14 protein-coding genes and 1 other annotated feature are annotated in these 16,899 nt (G+C 38.0%); of the genes, 2 read left to right on the plus strand and 12 right to left on the minus strand.

Features of this window, described 5'->3' with window-relative positions:
• Positions 1 to 15 precede the first annotated feature (15 nt).
• The 5 genes from MKX83_RS15700 to MKX83_RS15720 all read right to left on the minus strand — a co-directional run bounded on the left by MKX83_RS15700 (position 16) and on the right by MKX83_RS15720 (position 5,065).
• On the minus strand, positions 16 to 345 hold the full coding sequence (locus tag MKX83_RS15700) for a YolD-like family protein (RefSeq protein WP_095372670.1): 330 nt from the start codon (positions 343 to 345) through the stop codon (positions 16 to 18).
• Positions 346 to 368: 23 nt separating this feature from the next.
• Positions 369 to 1,628, minus strand: coding sequence for a Y-family DNA polymerase (locus tag MKX83_RS15705; protein WP_322909575.1), 1,260 nt, complete (start codon positions 1,626 to 1,628; stop codon positions 369 to 371).
• Positions 1,629 to 2,096: 468 nt separating this feature from the next.
• Complete coding sequence (locus tag MKX83_RS15710; protein ID WP_095372668.1) at positions 2,097 to 3,212, minus strand: NADH-dependent flavin oxidoreductase; 1,116 nt, start codon at positions 3,210 to 3,212, stop codon at positions 2,097 to 2,099.
• An 85-nt stretch (positions 3,213 to 3,297) separates the two neighbouring features.
• Positions 3,298 to 4,092 carry an SDR family NAD(P)-dependent oxidoreductase gene (locus MKX83_RS15715; protein ID WP_095372667.1) on the minus strand — a complete coding sequence of 265 codons (795 nt, stop codon included), beginning with the start codon at positions 4,090 to 4,092 and terminating at the stop codon, positions 3,298 to 3,300.
• 4 nt (positions 4,093 to 4,096) lie between these two features.
• A complete protein-coding gene (locus MKX83_RS15720) occupies positions 4,097 to 5,065 on the minus strand; it encodes an MBL fold metallo-hydrolase (RefSeq protein ID WP_095372666.1) in 969 nt (322 codons plus the stop codon).
• Between the two features lie 509 nt (positions 5,066 to 5,574).
• Here MKX83_RS15720 and proC point away from each other — a divergent pair.
• Positions 5,575 to 6,402, plus strand: coding sequence for a pyrroline-5-carboxylate reductase (proC, locus tag MKX83_RS15725; RefSeq protein ID WP_095372665.1), 828 nt, complete (start codon positions 5,575 to 5,577; stop codon positions 6,400 to 6,402).
• A gap of 174 nt (positions 6,403 to 6,576) precedes the next feature.
• Here proC and MKX83_RS15730 read toward each other — a convergent pair whose 3' ends face one another.
• Positions 6,577 to 7,929, minus strand: a complete 1,353-nt coding sequence (locus tag MKX83_RS15730; protein WP_341058638.1) for a sodium-dependent transporter — start codon at positions 7,927 to 7,929, stop codon at positions 6,577 to 6,579.
• A 139-nt stretch (positions 7,930 to 8,068) separates the two neighbouring features.
• Positions 8,069 to 8,295: a binding site (T-box leader), on the minus strand.
• A gap of 160 nt (positions 8,296 to 8,455) precedes the next feature.
• Positions 8,456 to 9,379: a ribonuclease Z gene (gene rnz, locus MKX83_RS15735; RefSeq protein WP_341056231.1), complete on the minus strand. Its 924-nt coding sequence runs from the start codon at positions 9,377 to 9,379 to the stop codon at positions 8,456 to 8,458.
• Between the two features lie 236 nt (positions 9,380 to 9,615).
• Between rnz and zwf the strand changes: the two genes are divergently transcribed.
• A complete protein-coding gene (gene zwf, locus MKX83_RS15740) occupies positions 9,616 to 11,079 on the plus strand; it encodes a glucose-6-phosphate dehydrogenase (RefSeq protein WP_307313734.1) in 1,464 nt (487 codons plus the stop codon).
• A gap of 127 nt (positions 11,080 to 11,206) precedes the next feature.
• Here the strand turns inward: zwf and MKX83_RS15745 are convergent, their stop codons facing one another.
• From MKX83_RS15745 to mce, 5 genes are all read right to left on the minus strand, one after another.
• Complete coding sequence (locus MKX83_RS15745) at positions 11,207 to 12,481, minus strand: DNA polymerase IV (protein WP_328197505.1); 1,275 nt, start codon at positions 12,479 to 12,481, stop codon at positions 11,207 to 11,209.
• A 47-nt stretch (positions 12,482 to 12,528) separates the two neighbouring features.
• Entirely contained in the window at positions 12,529 to 13,005 is a 477-nt protein-coding gene (locus MKX83_RS15750) for a chemotaxis protein CheW (protein ID WP_157733941.1), read from the minus strand.
• Between the two features lie 589 nt (positions 13,006 to 13,594).
• Positions 13,595 to 14,713, minus strand: a complete 1,119-nt coding sequence (locus MKX83_RS15755; RefSeq protein WP_095372660.1) for a M20/M25/M40 family metallo-hydrolase — start codon at positions 14,711 to 14,713, stop codon at positions 13,595 to 13,597.
• Positions 14,714 to 14,825: 112 nt separating this feature from the next.
• Positions 14,826 to 16,376 carry an acyl-CoA carboxylase subunit beta gene (locus tag MKX83_RS15760; RefSeq protein WP_307312961.1) on the minus strand — a complete coding sequence of 517 codons (1,551 nt, stop codon included), beginning with the start codon at positions 16,374 to 16,376 and terminating at the stop codon, positions 14,826 to 14,828.
• Positions 16,376 to 16,789, minus strand: coding sequence for a methylmalonyl-CoA epimerase (gene mce / locus MKX83_RS15765; RefSeq protein WP_328197499.1), 414 nt, complete (start codon positions 16,787 to 16,789; stop codon positions 16,376 to 16,378). Before mce ends, MKX83_RS15760 begins: the two co-directional genes overlap by 1 nt.
• Positions 16,790 to 16,899 lie beyond the last annotated feature (110 nt).

A 16,899-nucleotide genomic window follows, 5' to 3' on the forward strand; every position in this document is an offset into this window, starting at 1 on the left:
CGGGGTATAGTTAACTTAACTTTCTTCTATATGAATGATTTCTGGTAGGAAAATGATATCAATACTGTCATCCTCCTTTACTACTCGAAGCGATTGTTTGAATGTATCTACATAATGAATGCGACCGGAAATAGTCACTTGTTCTCCTCGACGGAACAAGGTAAATGTTAACAAAGTATGAAACGCCATGGCCTCGCTAATCACCTCATCGAACTGTTCATATTGTTGTTCATCTAACTGAGGTTTAGTTTGTTTATGGTGACTTTCATCATACTCTCTTAAAAGCTTGACATGTTCCGGTAGCATCATTGAAACCCATTTCTTATTCCCACGATCACGAAGCATCACTTATTCCTTCTTTCTCATTACTATTTTTTATGGCCACCGACAAGTGTTGCTCTATGTCTCGCTGTACCTGCATCGGTATAAGAAACCGCTCGCAATAAGGAAGCAGATCCGAAGCGGGCACGAATGCGATCGACGGTATAGCCGAGCTTGCGCTTGTTAAAGCCGTTTTGATCAAATAAACTAAGCTGATACTCGTGATCATCGGTTATTTGTCCAAGAGAAATAGTAATCTTCCGAACCGTTTTGCCGTTATAATGTTCATCTAATAAAGCTAAACAAACATGATAAATGGTCATTGTTACATTTGTCGGCTCCTCCATTGTCCGAGAACGATAAAATCCACCACCAAACTCATCCTTGCTATATCCAAGCCCAAAATGAACGGTTCTTCCAGCCTTACGATGTGTGCGCGCCCTTCTTGCAACCTCCTCACACATCTCTAAAACAACATGCTTGATTTCTTCTCTATCAGTATAATCTCGAAGCAAGATTTGACTTTTCCCAAAGCTAATTTGACCTTGTAAAATCGGAGCACCGATTTCTGACAAATCTATTCCCCATGCGTGATAATATAGCTGATTGCCCATAATACCAAACTTTTTTTCTAGTGTAGTTAGATTAAAATGGGCAAGCTGACCAACCGTGAAAATGCCCATACTGTTCAAATTTTTCTCCATTCTACTGCCTATACCCCACATTTGACTTAATGGAGAAATCGGCCAAAGCTTTTCTTCTATCTGCTCATAAGTCCACTCAGCAATACCAGCCTTCTTTGCTTCTAAATCAAGACAAAGCTTTGCCATTAACATATTAGGACCAATTCCAACAGATGAAGGTAGTTGAAATTCCCTTTCGATATCATCTTTTATCTTTTGGGCAATCGTATAGGCGTCACCCCATATATGTTCTGTTCCGTCAATACGAATAAAACTTTCATCGACACTATAAGTGTGCACAGCCTCTTTTGGTACATAGCGATGAAATACACGTGTAATTTCCATAGAGACACGTAAATACGTAGCCATCTTTGGCTCTTCAATAATAATGCGCGGGTCATTGGGTACTTCAAATAGCCGCGACCCTGTTTTTATGCCAAATTCTTTCTTCATTCTCGGTGAAGCAGCAAGAATGACACTACCTTTACGATCATGATTTCCCGCCACTACAAGATAGCATTCCATTGGATCTAATCCCCGTATAACAGCTGAACAACTGGCATAGAAGCTCTTCATATCTATACATAAAATTTGTTGTTTTGGCATTACACTATAATCAACCATTAGATTGCCTCTTCTCACTATAAAATAAGAACTTATGTTCCGTTTATTTATACCCATAATATTAACCGAATATACGTTCTCTTTCAATGGAAATTTTACGACGAATTTCTTATATTCGACTGCCTAGACAAAAGCTGGGATTAAATAAGAATAGCTCTATCATTAGATGAGATGGACTATGGGTAAAACAAACTCTTGTACAGCAGAAGGCTGCTCCTTCCATTATTCTATGTATAAATATTCGACATATTATGATATTTTACCTAAATCTATAATCAAAAAAAGTCCCAGCTTTTCCTCTTTTATTTGACATGCCTGTTATTTAACTGGAATGTTTAATGGATAGTCGAAAAAATCAGTGTTGCTCCGCTTCTTTGGCGGTTTGTACGAGCAAATCTCTTTTGTAACCAAAATAAGACACAAAAAAAACATGAACAAATTGTTCATGTTCCTGTTTTCTAAAGATTCCTAGCGAGTAAATGGGACCCAACCTTCTGCAGCTAGGATCACTTCCCATAATCCGTTCGGAATGTCATATTTATCTCTTTCTTTTAAATTCAGGGCATATTCTATTTTCTCAAGACGATCTTCTTGAATATATGCAGCCCATCTTGGTGAAATGAGCAATTCTCTACCTATAGCAATAAGCGGGATATTTCGTTCTCTAACAGCTAATGCATCATCAGGTGAATTCACTTTTCCAACGGCCATCAACGGAACGCGTCCGTTAATTACTTCATTCACCAGCTCAATTCTTGTGCGCTCTGTATCCGCCCCGCGGTGAGGAGTAGATAGTGCATGCATAAGGGAAATGTGCAAATAATCGAATGGAAGATTTGATAAGGCATCCACTAGTTGAAAGGTTTCAGTCATTGTTAAACCAGGTGTCGACGGCTCTTCAGGTGAGAAGCGATAACCGAAAATAAATGGTCTCTTTGCATGCTTATCAATCGCTTTTTGGCAAGCTTCCGCAACAGCCAATGGAAACTTCATCCGATTTTCTACGGATCCACCCCATTCATCCGTACGGTTATTCGTATAAGGGGAATAAAACTGCTGTACTAAATACCCGTTTGCACCATGAATTTCTACTCCATCAAAACCTGCTTCAATTGCTCTTCTCGTTGCTTCTCCAAAAGCTTCGATAATTTCTTCAATTTCCCCTGTCGATAGGGCACGAGCCTTTTGGTTATCACGATCGATATTTGATGCAGATACAACATCACCATCGGGAACAAGTTCAGAGGGACATGAAATGCCGCCGTGATGAATTTGTATCACCGCTTTTGCCCCTTCTTGTTGAACTGTCTCGGCTAGTTTTTTTAAACCAGGAATAAATTGGTCATCGTAAATAGCCGGTTGACCAGGAAAAGCTTTACCATTTGGTGTTACATTGGCGCAAGCAGTAATAACTGTACCTAAATCCTTTGCACGGGCCTTAATAAAGACTAATTCTTCTTCCGAAATAGAGCCATCTTCATTAGAAGAATAATGTGTCATCGGTGCGAGTGCAAGTCGATTTTTAACTGTCACACCGTTAGGAAATGTATAGGATTCAAATAATGGTTCAAATTTTGCTTTCATATCTATCACCTTTTCTCTATAAATATCTTCACGATTTCACCATATAGATAAAAACAGCCCGATGCAAACCATTCAACTTGAAACATTATTTTTTATTAAACACACCGCGTCCAGCCCATTCAAATAATCTGGGAGCAATGGCAAATACTTTACTTCCTAAATTCATCCACCTTGGGAGATTGACCTCTCTTGTTGGCGTCAACATCACATCAACAACTTTTCGCGCAACATACTCCGGCTTTAACATATATCGCTGAACATTTTTCACATATGTGCCTTCTTTATCGGCAATATCAAAAAAATTCGTCTCAATTGGACCTGGGTTCACTGTTGTAATATACACACCTTGAGAAGCAACTTCCATCCTTAGGCTATTAGAATAACCTAATACTGCATGTTTGGTTGCAGAATAGGTACTTGATTTCGGCGTGGCAATTTTTCCAGCTTGTGAAGCGATATTGATAATATGCCCGCTTTTGGTCGCTAACATTTTTGGCAATACTTGCTGAGTGCAAGCAATTAAACCCAGTACATTCACATCGAACATGCTTTTTACTTCTTTCATATCTGCATCATGAGCATAAGTGAAAATGCCGTATCCCGCATTATTCACAAGGACGTCGATTACCTTAAACCGTTCGAGAATCAATGGGAAAACTTCCTCTACCTTTTCCATATTAGAGACATCTAAAGAAAATGTATAAATATCAATAGAATAGCGTTGCTCAAGCTCTTCTTTCATTGCAGCTAACTTATCTGTCCTTCTAGCCACTAAAGCAAGATTGGCTCCTCTTTCCGCACAAAGCCTTGCCATCTTTTCACCTATCCCACCTGATGCACCTGTAATAATAATGTTCTTTCCATGTAAATCTTTTACCATTTTATCACCTCATTTGGCTACTATAGAAAGACACACCGTCCTTCTTATACTCATTTACTTCCCCCATCGCAAGCAAATAGTCGAGCTGACCGATTGTTTCAGATACCGTAAGAGGTAATTGCATTTTGTAAGCTTTCGGAAAAAGGCGTTTACATATATCAAAGACCGTCATTGATTCTTCCATGAGCCATTTCTTGACCTTCATCGCACGTTCATGCTGTGCTTTTTTTCGTTGAGGAATGATTTCATTTACATTTGTGAAGACTTCCCCATGACCTGGCAATACAAGTGCAAGCGGATAACGGCTTAATTTATCAAGTGATTCGTTATATTGCAATAATGATTTAGGACGCTCAGATTGCCCCGGTAAAGGTGGCTCCATTAACGGATTCGGAGAAATATGAGCCAGCAGATGGTCACCACCAATATAAATTCCGTCACTTTCTCGCAATAAACCAATATGACTTTGCGCATGACCCGGCGTTTCAATAACACGCCATCCCTTTAACCCTGGAGGTTCGTCTCCCTCACAAATCTCTTGAGCTAATGAGCGATCACAGAAGTAGGCAAGCTCACTATGTAGTCTTGTCATTACTTTATCGTAATACTGAATCAAGCCAAACTCAGTGAGAACATGCTGATAAAAATCATTATTTTGCTGTAGGAAATCCTCTGTCCGATTGAGCCATCGCTCATTTAAGGGATGACCAATAATTTGCATATCAGCCGGAAAATAATCAAGCAGACCAACGTGATCTGGATGATGATGAGTAAGAATCACTTGCTCAATATCTGACAGTGTTAAGCCTAATTCATTTAGTTCTGACTGCAACGCTACCCAAGCTTCCTCTGTTTTAGGTCCAGCATCTATAAGGGTTAGCTTCTCTCCTTTGATGACATAAAGGTTAACATCACCTACAGGAAAAGGAGTAGGAATCACGAGTCGACCGATATCATTAATCCATTGTGCCATTTTCATACCCTCCAACAATCATTATATTTAAATAAAATATGTGTAGAACAACCTAATCTTTAAACATATATATATTTAATCTTAGCTTTATTTCTCAACAATGTCATTATTTTCACATAACTTTTAACAAATTATCTCTAAAAACGAATGAAAATGTTATTGACAATTTCCCTTGTTATCCCTCATAATCACAATAAATTAATGATTTAACGCGATGAATAAGAATAGTAGATGAACATAAGACGAAAAGAGAGTGAAACTCAATTAGGCTGAAAGGTTTCACCGTCCACTAGTCCATCGAACCTACCTTATGAGTGTTAGCAAAACTAACCGTAGCCGGCGTTAACGGATTCGAGATTGTCTGTTCTAATTTAAAGAACATGACAAATGAAGGTGGTACCACGGAAGCACGTCCTTTCGTCCTTTACAGGATGAAGGGGCTTTTTTTATTGACCTTGACGGAGTTTGCAAGTACGAACCATATCAACATTATCAAGGAGGAAAAAAAAATGAAAATCGCATTTATTGGCGCAGGTTCGATGGCTGAAGCTCTAATATCTGGCATCATTACGCAAAAATTAGTAAGTGGAAACAATGTATGGGTAACAAACAAATGCAATCAAGAAAAACTCTATGAATTACAACAATCTTATGGTGTCAACATATCTTATGACATAAAAGACATCCTCTCTCATGTCAATATCGTCTGCTTAGCTATGAAACCAAAGGATGTTGGAGAAGCGATTCAAAGTATTCGAGCTTATTTACGTAAAGACATGTTAATCGTCTCCGTCTTAGCAGGGGTATCCATTACTTCTATTGAAGAAATGGTAGACACAGACCTAGCTATTGTTCGAGCCATGCCTAATACTTCAGCAACAATTGGTAAATCTGCCAGTGCATTAGCCATCAATCATAATGTAAACCATTTACAATTAGAAACAGTTAAAGGAATGTTTGAAACAGTTGGTTTAACGACCATCGTAAAAGAGGAAGACTTAGATGCGGTTACAGGATTATCTGGAAGTGGTCCAGCCTATATTTATTATCTAGTTGAAGCGATGGAAAAAAGTGCAGTAGAAATAGGGCTCGAAAAAGAGGTAGCGAAAAAGTTTATTATTCAAACCTTAATAGGTGCTGCAGAAATGCTTGAGAGATCGTCAAAGGAATCTGCACAATTACGAAAAGAGGTCACTAGCCCTGGAGGAACAACAGAGGCAGGATTAAAGGTACTCGAAGCACATGCGGTACAAGAAGCATTTGTAGAATGCATTAAAGCAGCGACAGCACAGTCTAAAAAGCTTGGTGAGATTTTTGCTAATAACATGAAAGTTTAACCTAATAAATTGGTATCAATATTTACACTGCTGCACATTCATCATTTTTTTGCATTCTTTCTTGATTATAGATAGGGACTGGGACAAAAAAATACGAACAAACAGGATTACCACCATTTGCTCGTATTTCTATCACTCGATTAGCAGCTTGATATTGTCTCAGTCTTTCAATTGTTACTTGAATAGATCAAATAAACCAGAAGAATCTAAGAACACAATTACAATAATGATTGGTACGATATATCTCATCAAAAAGAACCAAACATTAAATACCCCTGTCAGCGCCGTAGAGTTCATGATAATTTCGCTTTTTAATAAGTCTTTTTTCATTCGATATGATACGAATAGAGCAATCAACAAAGCACCAAAAGGTAAAAGAATATTACTCACTAAGAAATCAGCACTATCAAAAATAGATTTACCAAAAATAGTTATGTCAGATAGTAAGCTATAAGAAAGATTAGAAGGAATTCCGACAATGAATATCGCCAAACCAAATAACCAAGCGATTTTACCCCTATTTTTTGTCGCTCCTTTCGTAACCGAAGCTACTGCAATTTCAAGCATTGAAAAGGCAGAAGTCAGTGTCGCGAATAAGAACAAAGCTAAGAATAACAATAAGAAAACTTTTCCAAAAATAATTTGATCAAATACAGCTGGTAAGACGATGAATAGTAGGCCAGGGCCAGCAGTTGGTTCAAACCCTAATGAAAAGACGGCTGGAAAGATGGCCAAACCAGCCAGTATAGAAATGAATAAGTTCATTGCGACAACAGAAAGTGCCGGTTGTAACAAACTTTCTTTCTTTGATAAGTAAGAACTATACGTAACCATTACAGAAATCCCTACACTAAGAGAAAAGAATGATTGCCCCATCGCATATAATAAACTTTCAGAGTTTAATAAAGAGAAATTGGGTTGCAAGAAGAACTTTATTCCCTCTGAGGCGCCTTCTAATGTAACAGAACGAATAATAATAATAATAAACAAGATAAATAATGCTGGCATCATAAATTTACTTACCTTTTCAATCCCTTGCTGTACACCCTTGGCAACAACGAAAATTGTAATGATGAGGAATAACGCCTGTGCACCTAAAGAAATATACGGATTAGATACAGTTTCATTAAACAGACTCTCATACCCCGACATCCCTACACCTTTATCACTTGTTACTCCATAAAATAAATATTGAATAACCCAGCCACCGATTACACTATAAAAAGAGAGTAATAAGAAAGAAGTAAATACGCCTAAGTAACCAACCCAATGCCACTTTGTTTTAGGTGCAATCGTTTTATAGGCAGTAATCGCTTCTTTTCCTGTACTGCGTCCGATAACAAACTCAGCCAGCAGTAATGGAAAACCAATAAATAAAGAGAACAAAATGAATAATAAAATAAAAGCGCCACCACCACTTTCCCCAGTCACATAGGGTAGCTTCCATATCGCGCCTAAGCCAATTGCTGAACCTGCAGAAGCAAGAATAAATCCAAGCTTAGAAGACCATTGTTCGTTTTGCATGATTTTTTCCTCCTTTTTTAACCTTTATCTATATCTTCCCCATTATTTCATCCCTGGAAATTAGGACATTTGTCTACGTGAATTTTGCTATAAAAATCCTCTATTCCTTATTGAAAATAAAACAAAAAAGCCGCAAAGCTCATAAAGGGACGTGTGACTCACGCGGTACCACCCTTTTTGAAAGCTTGCGACTTTCCACTCGAATTCATAACGGTATTGATAACCGTCCTTACTGTCTTCGGCCGAACATGACAGCAAAGAAAAAGCTCCAAGAATGAAATTCATCTTATTTATAGTTCAGCTCACACCAACCGCTGACTCTCTTTACTAGGGAAATAAGGTTTACTAGTTTCTCTTCATTGCTTTATAAAATATAATTTTAAAAGTATAAATGTGATTATAGTACGATTACTATCTATAAGTCAATAACTGTTTTTTTAAATTTTTAAGATAAAATGAAACAGATATTTCTCCCTATGTCCTGAGTTGGTCCTACTGTCGCATTTGGTTAAACCGATAAACTACGCAATTATTTCCTAGGGATATCTATTTCTTTAAAATCTTCAGCAAGGACTGCTGCAGGAAAATCTACCTTTGCCTGCTCTTCTAGCTGTGACCACTCACTACGTTCATAGCGTGAACTAATATGTGTGAGACATAATTGTTCTACACCCGCTTGCTGGGCTACAGCAGCTGCTTGGGCAATTGTTGAATGGTAATAATCATGTGCGAGCTGTTCCTCACCATTCGCAAAGGTTGCCTCATGAACAAGTAAATTTGCATTGCGTGCTAATTCAATTGCCGCCGAACAAAAACGCGTGTCACCTAAAATAGTCACGATTCTCCCCATTTGTGGTGGCCCAACATAATCTTTAGGATTAATTATGCGACCATCCTCAAGAGTAATTGTCTCACCCTCTTTAATTCTTTTAAAAATAGGACCTGGCCTTACACCATCTTCTATCAATTGATCAGCCATTAAAGTTCCCGGCAAATCTTTCTCTACAACCCGATAACCGAAAGATGGTATACCATGGTCAAGTTTCTTCGCTGTCACTATGAATTGATCATCACAACAAACGATCCCCTCGTCTATTTCAATAATCTCCAGAGGGTACTGCAAGTAAGTTTGACTAACCGAAAGAGACACTTCGATATATTCTTTTATTCCCTTTGGACCATACACTGTTAGCTTTTCTTTGCCGCCTTGATGTGAACGACTAGCTAAAAATCCCGGCAAACCATATATATGATCGCCATGAAGATGAGTAATAAAAACTTTCTCTATTCTTCTTGGCTTGATTGTTGTATGTAAAATTTGATGTTGTGTGGCTTCTCCACAATCGAACAACCATATGGCTCTTCTTTCATCTAAAAGCTTTAAAGCGATACTCGTAACATTCCTTGCTTTCGCAGGGACACCCGCACCTGTTCCTAAGAAAAAAACTTTCACTGCCTTTTCTTCCTTTCTCCTCATTCATTATTATCATCATACAGAAAAACACCATAAAGCTAAAGCGCTACAGTTATTTCCTTTTAAAAAAGGTTGCTGTTTTTCACTTTAAGCGATAAAATTTTATACTTGAGTGGGTATATATTTCATCGTTGAGATGAACCTAAAAAATAGAACTTTTTTACATAGAAAGGAATATCATTGTGAATAATTCAGAAAATCCAACTGCTTTGATTATGATATTCGGTGCAACAGGTGACTTAGCGAAACGTAAACTATTTCCATCACTTTACCGATTGTTTAAAAGAGGAAAACTATCTGAACGCTATTGTATCATTGGCGTTGCTAGACGAGAACTAACGAACAGTGCTTTTCAAGAAAGTGTGCGACAATCTATTGAAGAAGCTGAGGGGCATCATGATGACCTTAATGAGTTTATCACACACTTTTATTATCATTCCCATGATGTTACAGATTCCAGTTCTTATTTAGCGTTAAAAACACTAGCAAATGACTTAGATACACATTATCAATTAGAAGGTAATCGCATTTTCTATTTAGCGATGGCACCAGAATTCTTTGGCACAATTGCCGATCATTTAAAATCAGATGGACTAACAGATGTTGACGGTTTTAAACGTTTAGTGATTGAAAAACCATTTGGTCATGATCTACCTTCAGCAATAGAATTGAACAATCGCCTTCGCCAAGCGTTTGCTGAGGAAGAAGTTTATCGGATAGATCATTATTTAGGAAAAGAAATGGTCCAAAATATAGAGGTCATTCGCTTCGCCAACGCCATATTTGAACCACTATGGAATAATCGCTACATATCTAATATCCAAGTGACATCAAGTGAAGTATTAGGTGTTGAAGAACGTGGGAGATATTATGAGAATAGCGGTGCCCTTAGGGATATGGTGCAAAACCATATGCTGCAAATGGTTGCCTTACTTGCTATGGAACCACCAATTAAACTGACAGACGAGGAAATCCGTTCTGAAAAAGTAAAAGTGTTCCGTGCTTTGAAATCACTTGAAGGAGAGGCTGTAAAGGAGAATTTTGTTCGTGGCCAATATGGACCAAGCAACAAAAATAATGAGCCAATTAACGGTTATCGTCAAGAACCGATGGTCAAAGCTGACTCCAATACCGAAACTTTCGTTGCCGGAAAACTGATAATTGACAATTTCCGTTGGGCCGGTGTTCCTATTTACATCCGTACAGGAAAAAAGATGGCAACGAAATCAACAAAAATAGTCGTTCAATTCAAGGATATTCCAATGAATTTATACTATCAGCATGAAAAGACGTTAAACCCTAATTTACTCGTCATTCATATCCAACCAGATGAAGGAATTAGTCTTTACTTAAACGCACAAAAATCTGGTGACACAATGAATGCCACACCAGTAAAGCTCAACTTCTCCAACAATAGTGTCGATCACATGAACACACCTGAAGCTTATGAGCGACTCCTTTATGACTGTATGCGCGGAGACGCAACCAACTTTGCTCATTGGGATGAAGTAGCTTTATCTTGGAGCTTCGTCGATAAGATCTCACAAGTTTGGGAAAACCAACAAGCAGAGCAATTTCCAAACTACGAAGCGGGAACAATGGGTCCAAAAGCGGCTGACGAGTTATTAGAAAAAGACGGCTTCCACTGGTGGCCGGTAGAAAGTGGCGACTATCGTTAATATGAATGTACAATATAAAAGCATGGCATAAGGGAAAAAAACCTTATGCCTTGCTTTTATTTTTAGTTCAATTTTTAAGATTTAAAAAACACCACAACAAGATAGTTTGTGGTGTACATGTTTTCGCTTATTCTTTCTCTTTTTTTAATCGCTGTAAAAAATCTTTATTAAAGCTGGTTGATGTACCGATATTGGCTTTTTTCTTTTGTATAGACTCAAGAGACGCTGCCTGATCAACAATCGATGGGCCATACTTTTTCCTCAAACTTTCAATGGTTTGGTAAAGAGGCTCTTTTTTGGCGTCTTCTTCATAATGAAATAAATCTAATTGTTTCACAGCTTGTCCTTTTTCGACAAGATCCGTACCAGTTATGCCAAGCAACCTCACAGCATCACCACTCCAGTGTTTCATAAAGAGATGCTGAGCCTGATTATAGATTTCTTCCACTGACTGAATAGCAAAACCAATTTTTTTGCTTCTCGTAATCGTATGGCGGTTTTTATAACGGATCATCACGCTTATACCAGTAGCATAGACTTTTTTTCGTTTTAGCCTCGTAGACACTTTAAAAGCGAGTTGATTCAACACTTCAAAAAGTTCTTTCTGCTTACTCATATCCCGAGGGAGTGTCGTTGAGTTACCGATACTTTTAAATTCCTCGGCAGCTTCTGGATCAACCGGACGTGAATCTATGCCATTTGCTCTATCTTTTAAACGCTCACCATTAATGCCTAATGAAGATTTTATCATGAACGTGTCTGCCTTCGCTAAATCACCAATCGTATAAATACGCATACTATCAAGCTTCTCACTTGTCTTCTGACCAACACCATGCATTTCTTTTACAGGAAGAGGCCACAATTTACTAGGCACATCCCTTTTTCTTAATATTGTAATGCCAAGAGGCTTCTTCATATCAGAGGCCATTTTGGCTAAAAATTTATTTGGTGCAATGCCAATACTACAAGGTAAATCTAACTGCTCTTTTATACGGTTCTGAATAATTGAAGCCACTTCAATAGGAGTGCCAAACTGTTCGCTAGCAGTAATATCCATATACCCTTCATCAATAGAGACAGGCTCTACAAGATCTGAATAATGATTAAGCACCTCAAACATACCAATTGACGCTGCACGATACCTTTCAAAATTAGGGCGTAAAATAATTAATTGCGGACATAACTTTTTCGCTTCCCACAATGGCATCGTTGTTTTTACGCCAAATCTCCTTGCTTCATAGCTGCAAGTAACAATAATCCCTCTACGCTCCTCAGGATTTCCAGCAATAGCAATAGGCTTCCCCTTTAATGTCGGATCATAGGCCATTTCTACAGATGCATAAAAACTATTCATATCAACATGTAAAATCACTCGGCCTGCTTTAGGATACATTGAATTCACTTAAAGCACATCCTTTAGGTTTGTATCCTCCAATTATAGCAAATAGATTATAAAGCTGCCTCTGCTTCTTTAGATTCTGTAATATATTCAGCAATGGAAACATTACCATCCAATGAGCTTAAGAAGCGATGGCTGTCAATGATAGAAATTAATCTATTTTTAAAATTAGCAATCCCTTTTAAGTAGTCTAGACGAATATGTAAAAGAAGTCCTGGCTTTTCAATAAGACCTTCCGCTATATCAATAATCTCCTTCGTTTCCGCAACAAGTAAACCGTATTCAAATTCTTCTCCTTGAATGATGATGATTCTTCTATCGTTACTTTCTTCAATCGCTCGATCATAAAATATCATTTCAATATCAAGAACCGGGACAAGGTGGCCCCGAGAACGTATCATACCTTTTACATAATGCGGGAGTTGTGGGACTGATGTAAAACCTTCTGCCCGTTCTATAGCAATGACCTGATCAATAGTAATCGCATACTCTTCCTGCCTACATCGAAACACAATATATTTATCCAAAAGATTCACTCCTTCTTTTGTTCATAGTAAAAATATATCATATAATTAGTAAAAAAGAAGAGAGAAGAGTAGGGACTATTTTCCTAATGGAGAATTATATCTTTGATAGGGTTCTATCATGTTCTTCACAACATTTCCACTGAATTCTATTGGGTAAATGTCAATTCTAACGATGTACAAATTTGGTTATTTAAGAACGTACAAATATGTACTACGGGAATAAATAATCGCAAATTCATCTATTTTCTAGTGCTTTTTGTACGAAAACGTGACTTGTGCAACCCTCTGACTTATCCTTTTGTCTTTTGCACGTTAACATGATGTACTTCCAAACTTTCTTCTTTTTGAATTGAACGAGCACACCCCATTTGCTCATATACCTTTCTAATAATTAGCAAAGATTCGCTGTGTATGAAGGTTATCCGTCCAACTCATTCTCCTACTTTTCTTCTCATTTATGTTCACCAAAACCACTCTAAGAATAATTTTTCATCAACAAAAAAGAAAGCCGCTAGCACAAATTAAAATGTGCTCTGCGACTTTCAAGGTTGGCCTTACTTGAGCTGTAGCTATGCTCTATCGTGAGGATTTAAGCTGCTACTTCCTCGATAATTGCTATTACCATTTCAGCTAACTTATTGAGCTCTTCGATAGACATTCTTTCGTTCGTTGTGTGAATTTCTTCATAACCTACTGCCAAGTTTACTGTAGGAATATCAAATCCAGCAATAATGTTGGCATCACTGCCACCACCGCTATGCAATAATTCCGGTTTACGCCCTACTTTTTCCGCCGCCTTTTTGGCAACTTCGACAACATGGTCACCGTCTGCAAATTTGAATCCTGGGTACATCACTTCAATATTAACTTCTGCTCTGCCACCCATTTCTTCTGCTGCACTTTCAAATGCCACTTTCATTTTCTCAACTTGCGCTTCCATTTTTTCAGCAATGAGAGAGCGTGCTTCCGCAAGAACGTCGACATGATCACATACGATATTTGTTTGTTTTCCGCCTTCAAAGCGACCGATATTGGCTGTTGTTTCTTCATCAATTCTACCTAAAGGCATTCTAGAAATCGCTTTTGATGCCATCGTAATTGCAGAAATACCTTTTTCTGGTGCTACTCCAGCATGTGCCGTTTTGCCAATCATCGTTGCTCTCACTTTCGCTTGTGTCGGCGCAGCAACAATAATATTACCTACTTTTCCATCGCTATCAAGAGCATAGCCGAATTTTGCTTGAATGAGAGAAGAGTCTAATGCTTTTGCACCAACTAGTCCAGATTCTTCACCGACAGTAATTATAAATTGGATTGTACCGTGAGCAATATTTTGCTCTTTAAGTACTTTGACGATTTCAAGCATTACCGCTAACCCAGTCTTATCATCAGCACCTAAAATCGTTGTGCCATCTGTAACTACATAACCATCCTGAATTGAAGGTTTGACCCCGATACCAGGCACAACCGTATCCATATGAGATGTGAAATAAATAGGGTCAACGCCTTCTTTATTTCCTTGAAGTGTACAAATTAAGTTGCCCGCTCCATGCCCTGTCACCGCAGTCGTATCATCTTCAAATACTTCTACTCCAATGTCACGGAATTTCTTTTTTAATACTTTTGCAATCTGTGCTTCATCCTTTGTTTCAGAATCAATTTGCACAAGTTCTAAAAACTCATTTAACAGTCTTTCTTCATTAATCATCCGTCAATAACCTCCAAATATCACGAGCCTTATTATGCTTTTAAACAGTTCTCTTCAACACTAATTAGTATACTCCTAACGAAACTTATCAGCAAATAAAGAATGTTTTATTCTATAAAGGCATATTCCCATGCTTTTTAAACGGGCGTGTTTCCTTTTTATTTTTTAACATATCTAACGCCTGGATGATTTTTATTCTTGTTTCTCTTGGATCAATGACATCATCTACCATACCCCGACTGGCTGCGACATATGGGTTGGCAAATTTTTCACGATACTCTTCTATTTTTTGCGCTCTCGTTTGTTCAGGATTTTCACTCGTGGCAATCTCCTTAGCAAAAATAATATTAGCTGCCCCTTGAGGGCCCATGACAGCCACCTCAGCGTTTGGCCAAGCAAAAACCAAGTCTGCCCCAATAGATTTACTATTCAGCGCTACATAAGCCCCTCCGAACGCTTTTCGCAGTATGACGGTTAACTTAGGTACCGTTGCTTCTGAATAGGCATAAAGAATTTTTGCGCCATGACGAATAATTCCCCCATGTTCTTGCTTAATCCCAGGAAAGAACCCAGTTACGTCCTCAAAAGTCACTAATGGGATATTAAATGAGTCACAGAAACGAATAAAGCGGGCTGCTTTATCAGATGAATCAATATCTAACCCGCCAGCCATTACTTTAGGTTGATTACAAACAAGTCCAATTGATTCTCCCTTTATCCTCGCTAAGCCAACAACAATATTCTTGGCAAAATCAGGTTGCACCTCTAAGAAAGAATCAGCATCCACCACTTGATCAATTACTTTACGAACATCATAAGGTCTAATTGCATCAAATGGAATGATATCCGTTAAATCTGGTCGATAATCATCTGTTGATTCATCTGCTTTTCTTGGTGTGCGTTCTTCATTGTTTTGCGGGAGATAACTTAATAAATCCCGAACTTGCGCAATGACCTCTTCCTCTGTCTTTCCTTTAAAGTGAGCATTGCCACTTATCGTATTATGTACGTTTGCTCCACCTAAATCTTCTGCCGTAATTTTTTCTCCAGTAACGGTCTCAATCACTTTTGGTCCTGTAATGAACATTTGGCTCGTATTCTCGACCATAAAAACAAAGTCAGTAATAGCTGGCGAATAAACAGCCCCACCTGCACACGGACCTAAAATAACAGATATTTGTGGGATAACACCTGAATAAATTGAATTTCTATAAAAAATCTGTCCATATCCATCTAAAGAAACGACACCTTCTTGTATACGGGCACCACCAGAATCATTTAAGCCAATAAACGGAGCTCCGTTCTCTGCGGCTAAGTCCATAACATTCACAATTTTTTTTGCATGCATTTCCCCTAGTGCACCACCAAAAACGGTAAAATCCTGTGAGAAAAGAAAGATCGGACGCCCGTTCACTTTTCCATATCCAGTAATAACCCCATCACCAGGCCCTTTTTGTTTATCTAAACCAAAATCATTGCTACGGTGTTCAATAAACGGGTTTAATTCCACAAATGTACCATCATCGACTAATAAAGCAATTCTTTCTCTTGCTGTTAGTTTTCCTTTTTCATGTTGTTTTTCAATTCTTTCGTCTCCGCCACCAAGCTCTACTTCTCTTCTACGATCATAAAGTTCGTTAATTTTTTCATAGATGTCTGCCATTAGCTTGTCATTCCCTTCTTTTCACATAATTCATATAAAACACTGCCAGTTGATTTAGGATGCATGAAGGCTACACTCGCTCCACCTGCACCCAATTTTGGCTGATCTTGAATCATTTGAATGCCTTTTGTTTTCATTTCTTCGATTCTCTCTTGAATAGAATGGACGCCAAATGCCACATGATGAAGACCTTCTCCCCTTTTAGCGATAAACTTCGCTACAGCGCTTTCATCTGTTTGCGGCTCTAATAACTCAAGTTTCGTCTCCCCAATTTGAATAAAGGCTACTTTAATGCCTTCACTCTTCACTTCTTCAATTCCTAACAAAGGTAATTGCAATGTTTCCGTATAAAAAGGTAATGATTGCGCTAATGATCGAACAGCGATACCAATATGATCAATTTTTTTGATCAACGAAATCCCCCCTATTCTATCTATTTAAAAATATCATTATTTTCTAACTATATATAATTATAATAATTTTCCACGAATATGTCGAATATACGAGAAAAAAACTCTATGTT

The organism is Cytobacillus sp. FSL M8-0252 (assembly GCF_038007345.1).
Taxonomy (GTDB): domain Bacteria; phylum Bacillota; class Bacilli; order Bacillales; family Cytobacillaceae; genus Cytobacillus; species Cytobacillus kochii.

Excerpts from the sequence above, each read along its gene's own strand:
- proC (WP_095372665.1), top strand. The coding sequence starts at position 5,575 with ATGAAAATCGCATTTATTGGCGCAGGTTCGATGGCTGAAGCTCTAATA.
- MKX83_RS15710 (WP_095372668.1), bottom strand. The coding sequence starts at position 3,212 with ATGAAAGCAAAATTTGAACCATTATTTGAATCCTATACATTTCCTAAC.
- zwf (WP_307313734.1), top strand. The coding sequence starts at position 9,616 with ATGATATTCGGTGCAACAGGTGACTTAGCGAAACGTAAACTATTTCCA.
- MKX83_RS15755 (WP_095372660.1), bottom strand. The coding sequence starts at position 14,713 with ATGATTAATGAAGAAAGACTGTTAAATGAGTTTTTAGAACTTGTGCAA.
- MKX83_RS15760 (WP_307312961.1), bottom strand. The coding sequence starts at position 16,376 with ATGGCAGACATCTATGAAAAAATTAACGAACTTTATGATCGTAGAAGA.
- MKX83_RS15700 (WP_095372670.1), bottom strand. The coding sequence starts at position 345 with ATGCTTCGTGATCGTGGGAATAAGAAATGGGTTTCAATGATGCTACCG.
- MKX83_RS15705 (WP_322909575.1), bottom strand. The coding sequence starts at position 1,628 with ATGGTTGATTATAGTGTAATGCCAAAACAACAAATTTTATGTATAGAT.
- MKX83_RS15720 (WP_095372666.1), bottom strand. The coding sequence starts at position 5,065 with ATGGCACAATGGATTAATGATATCGGTCGACTCGTGATTCCTACTCCT.
- MKX83_RS15715 (WP_095372667.1), bottom strand. The coding sequence starts at position 4,092 with ATGGTAAAAGATTTACATGGAAAGAACATTATTATTACAGGTGCATCA.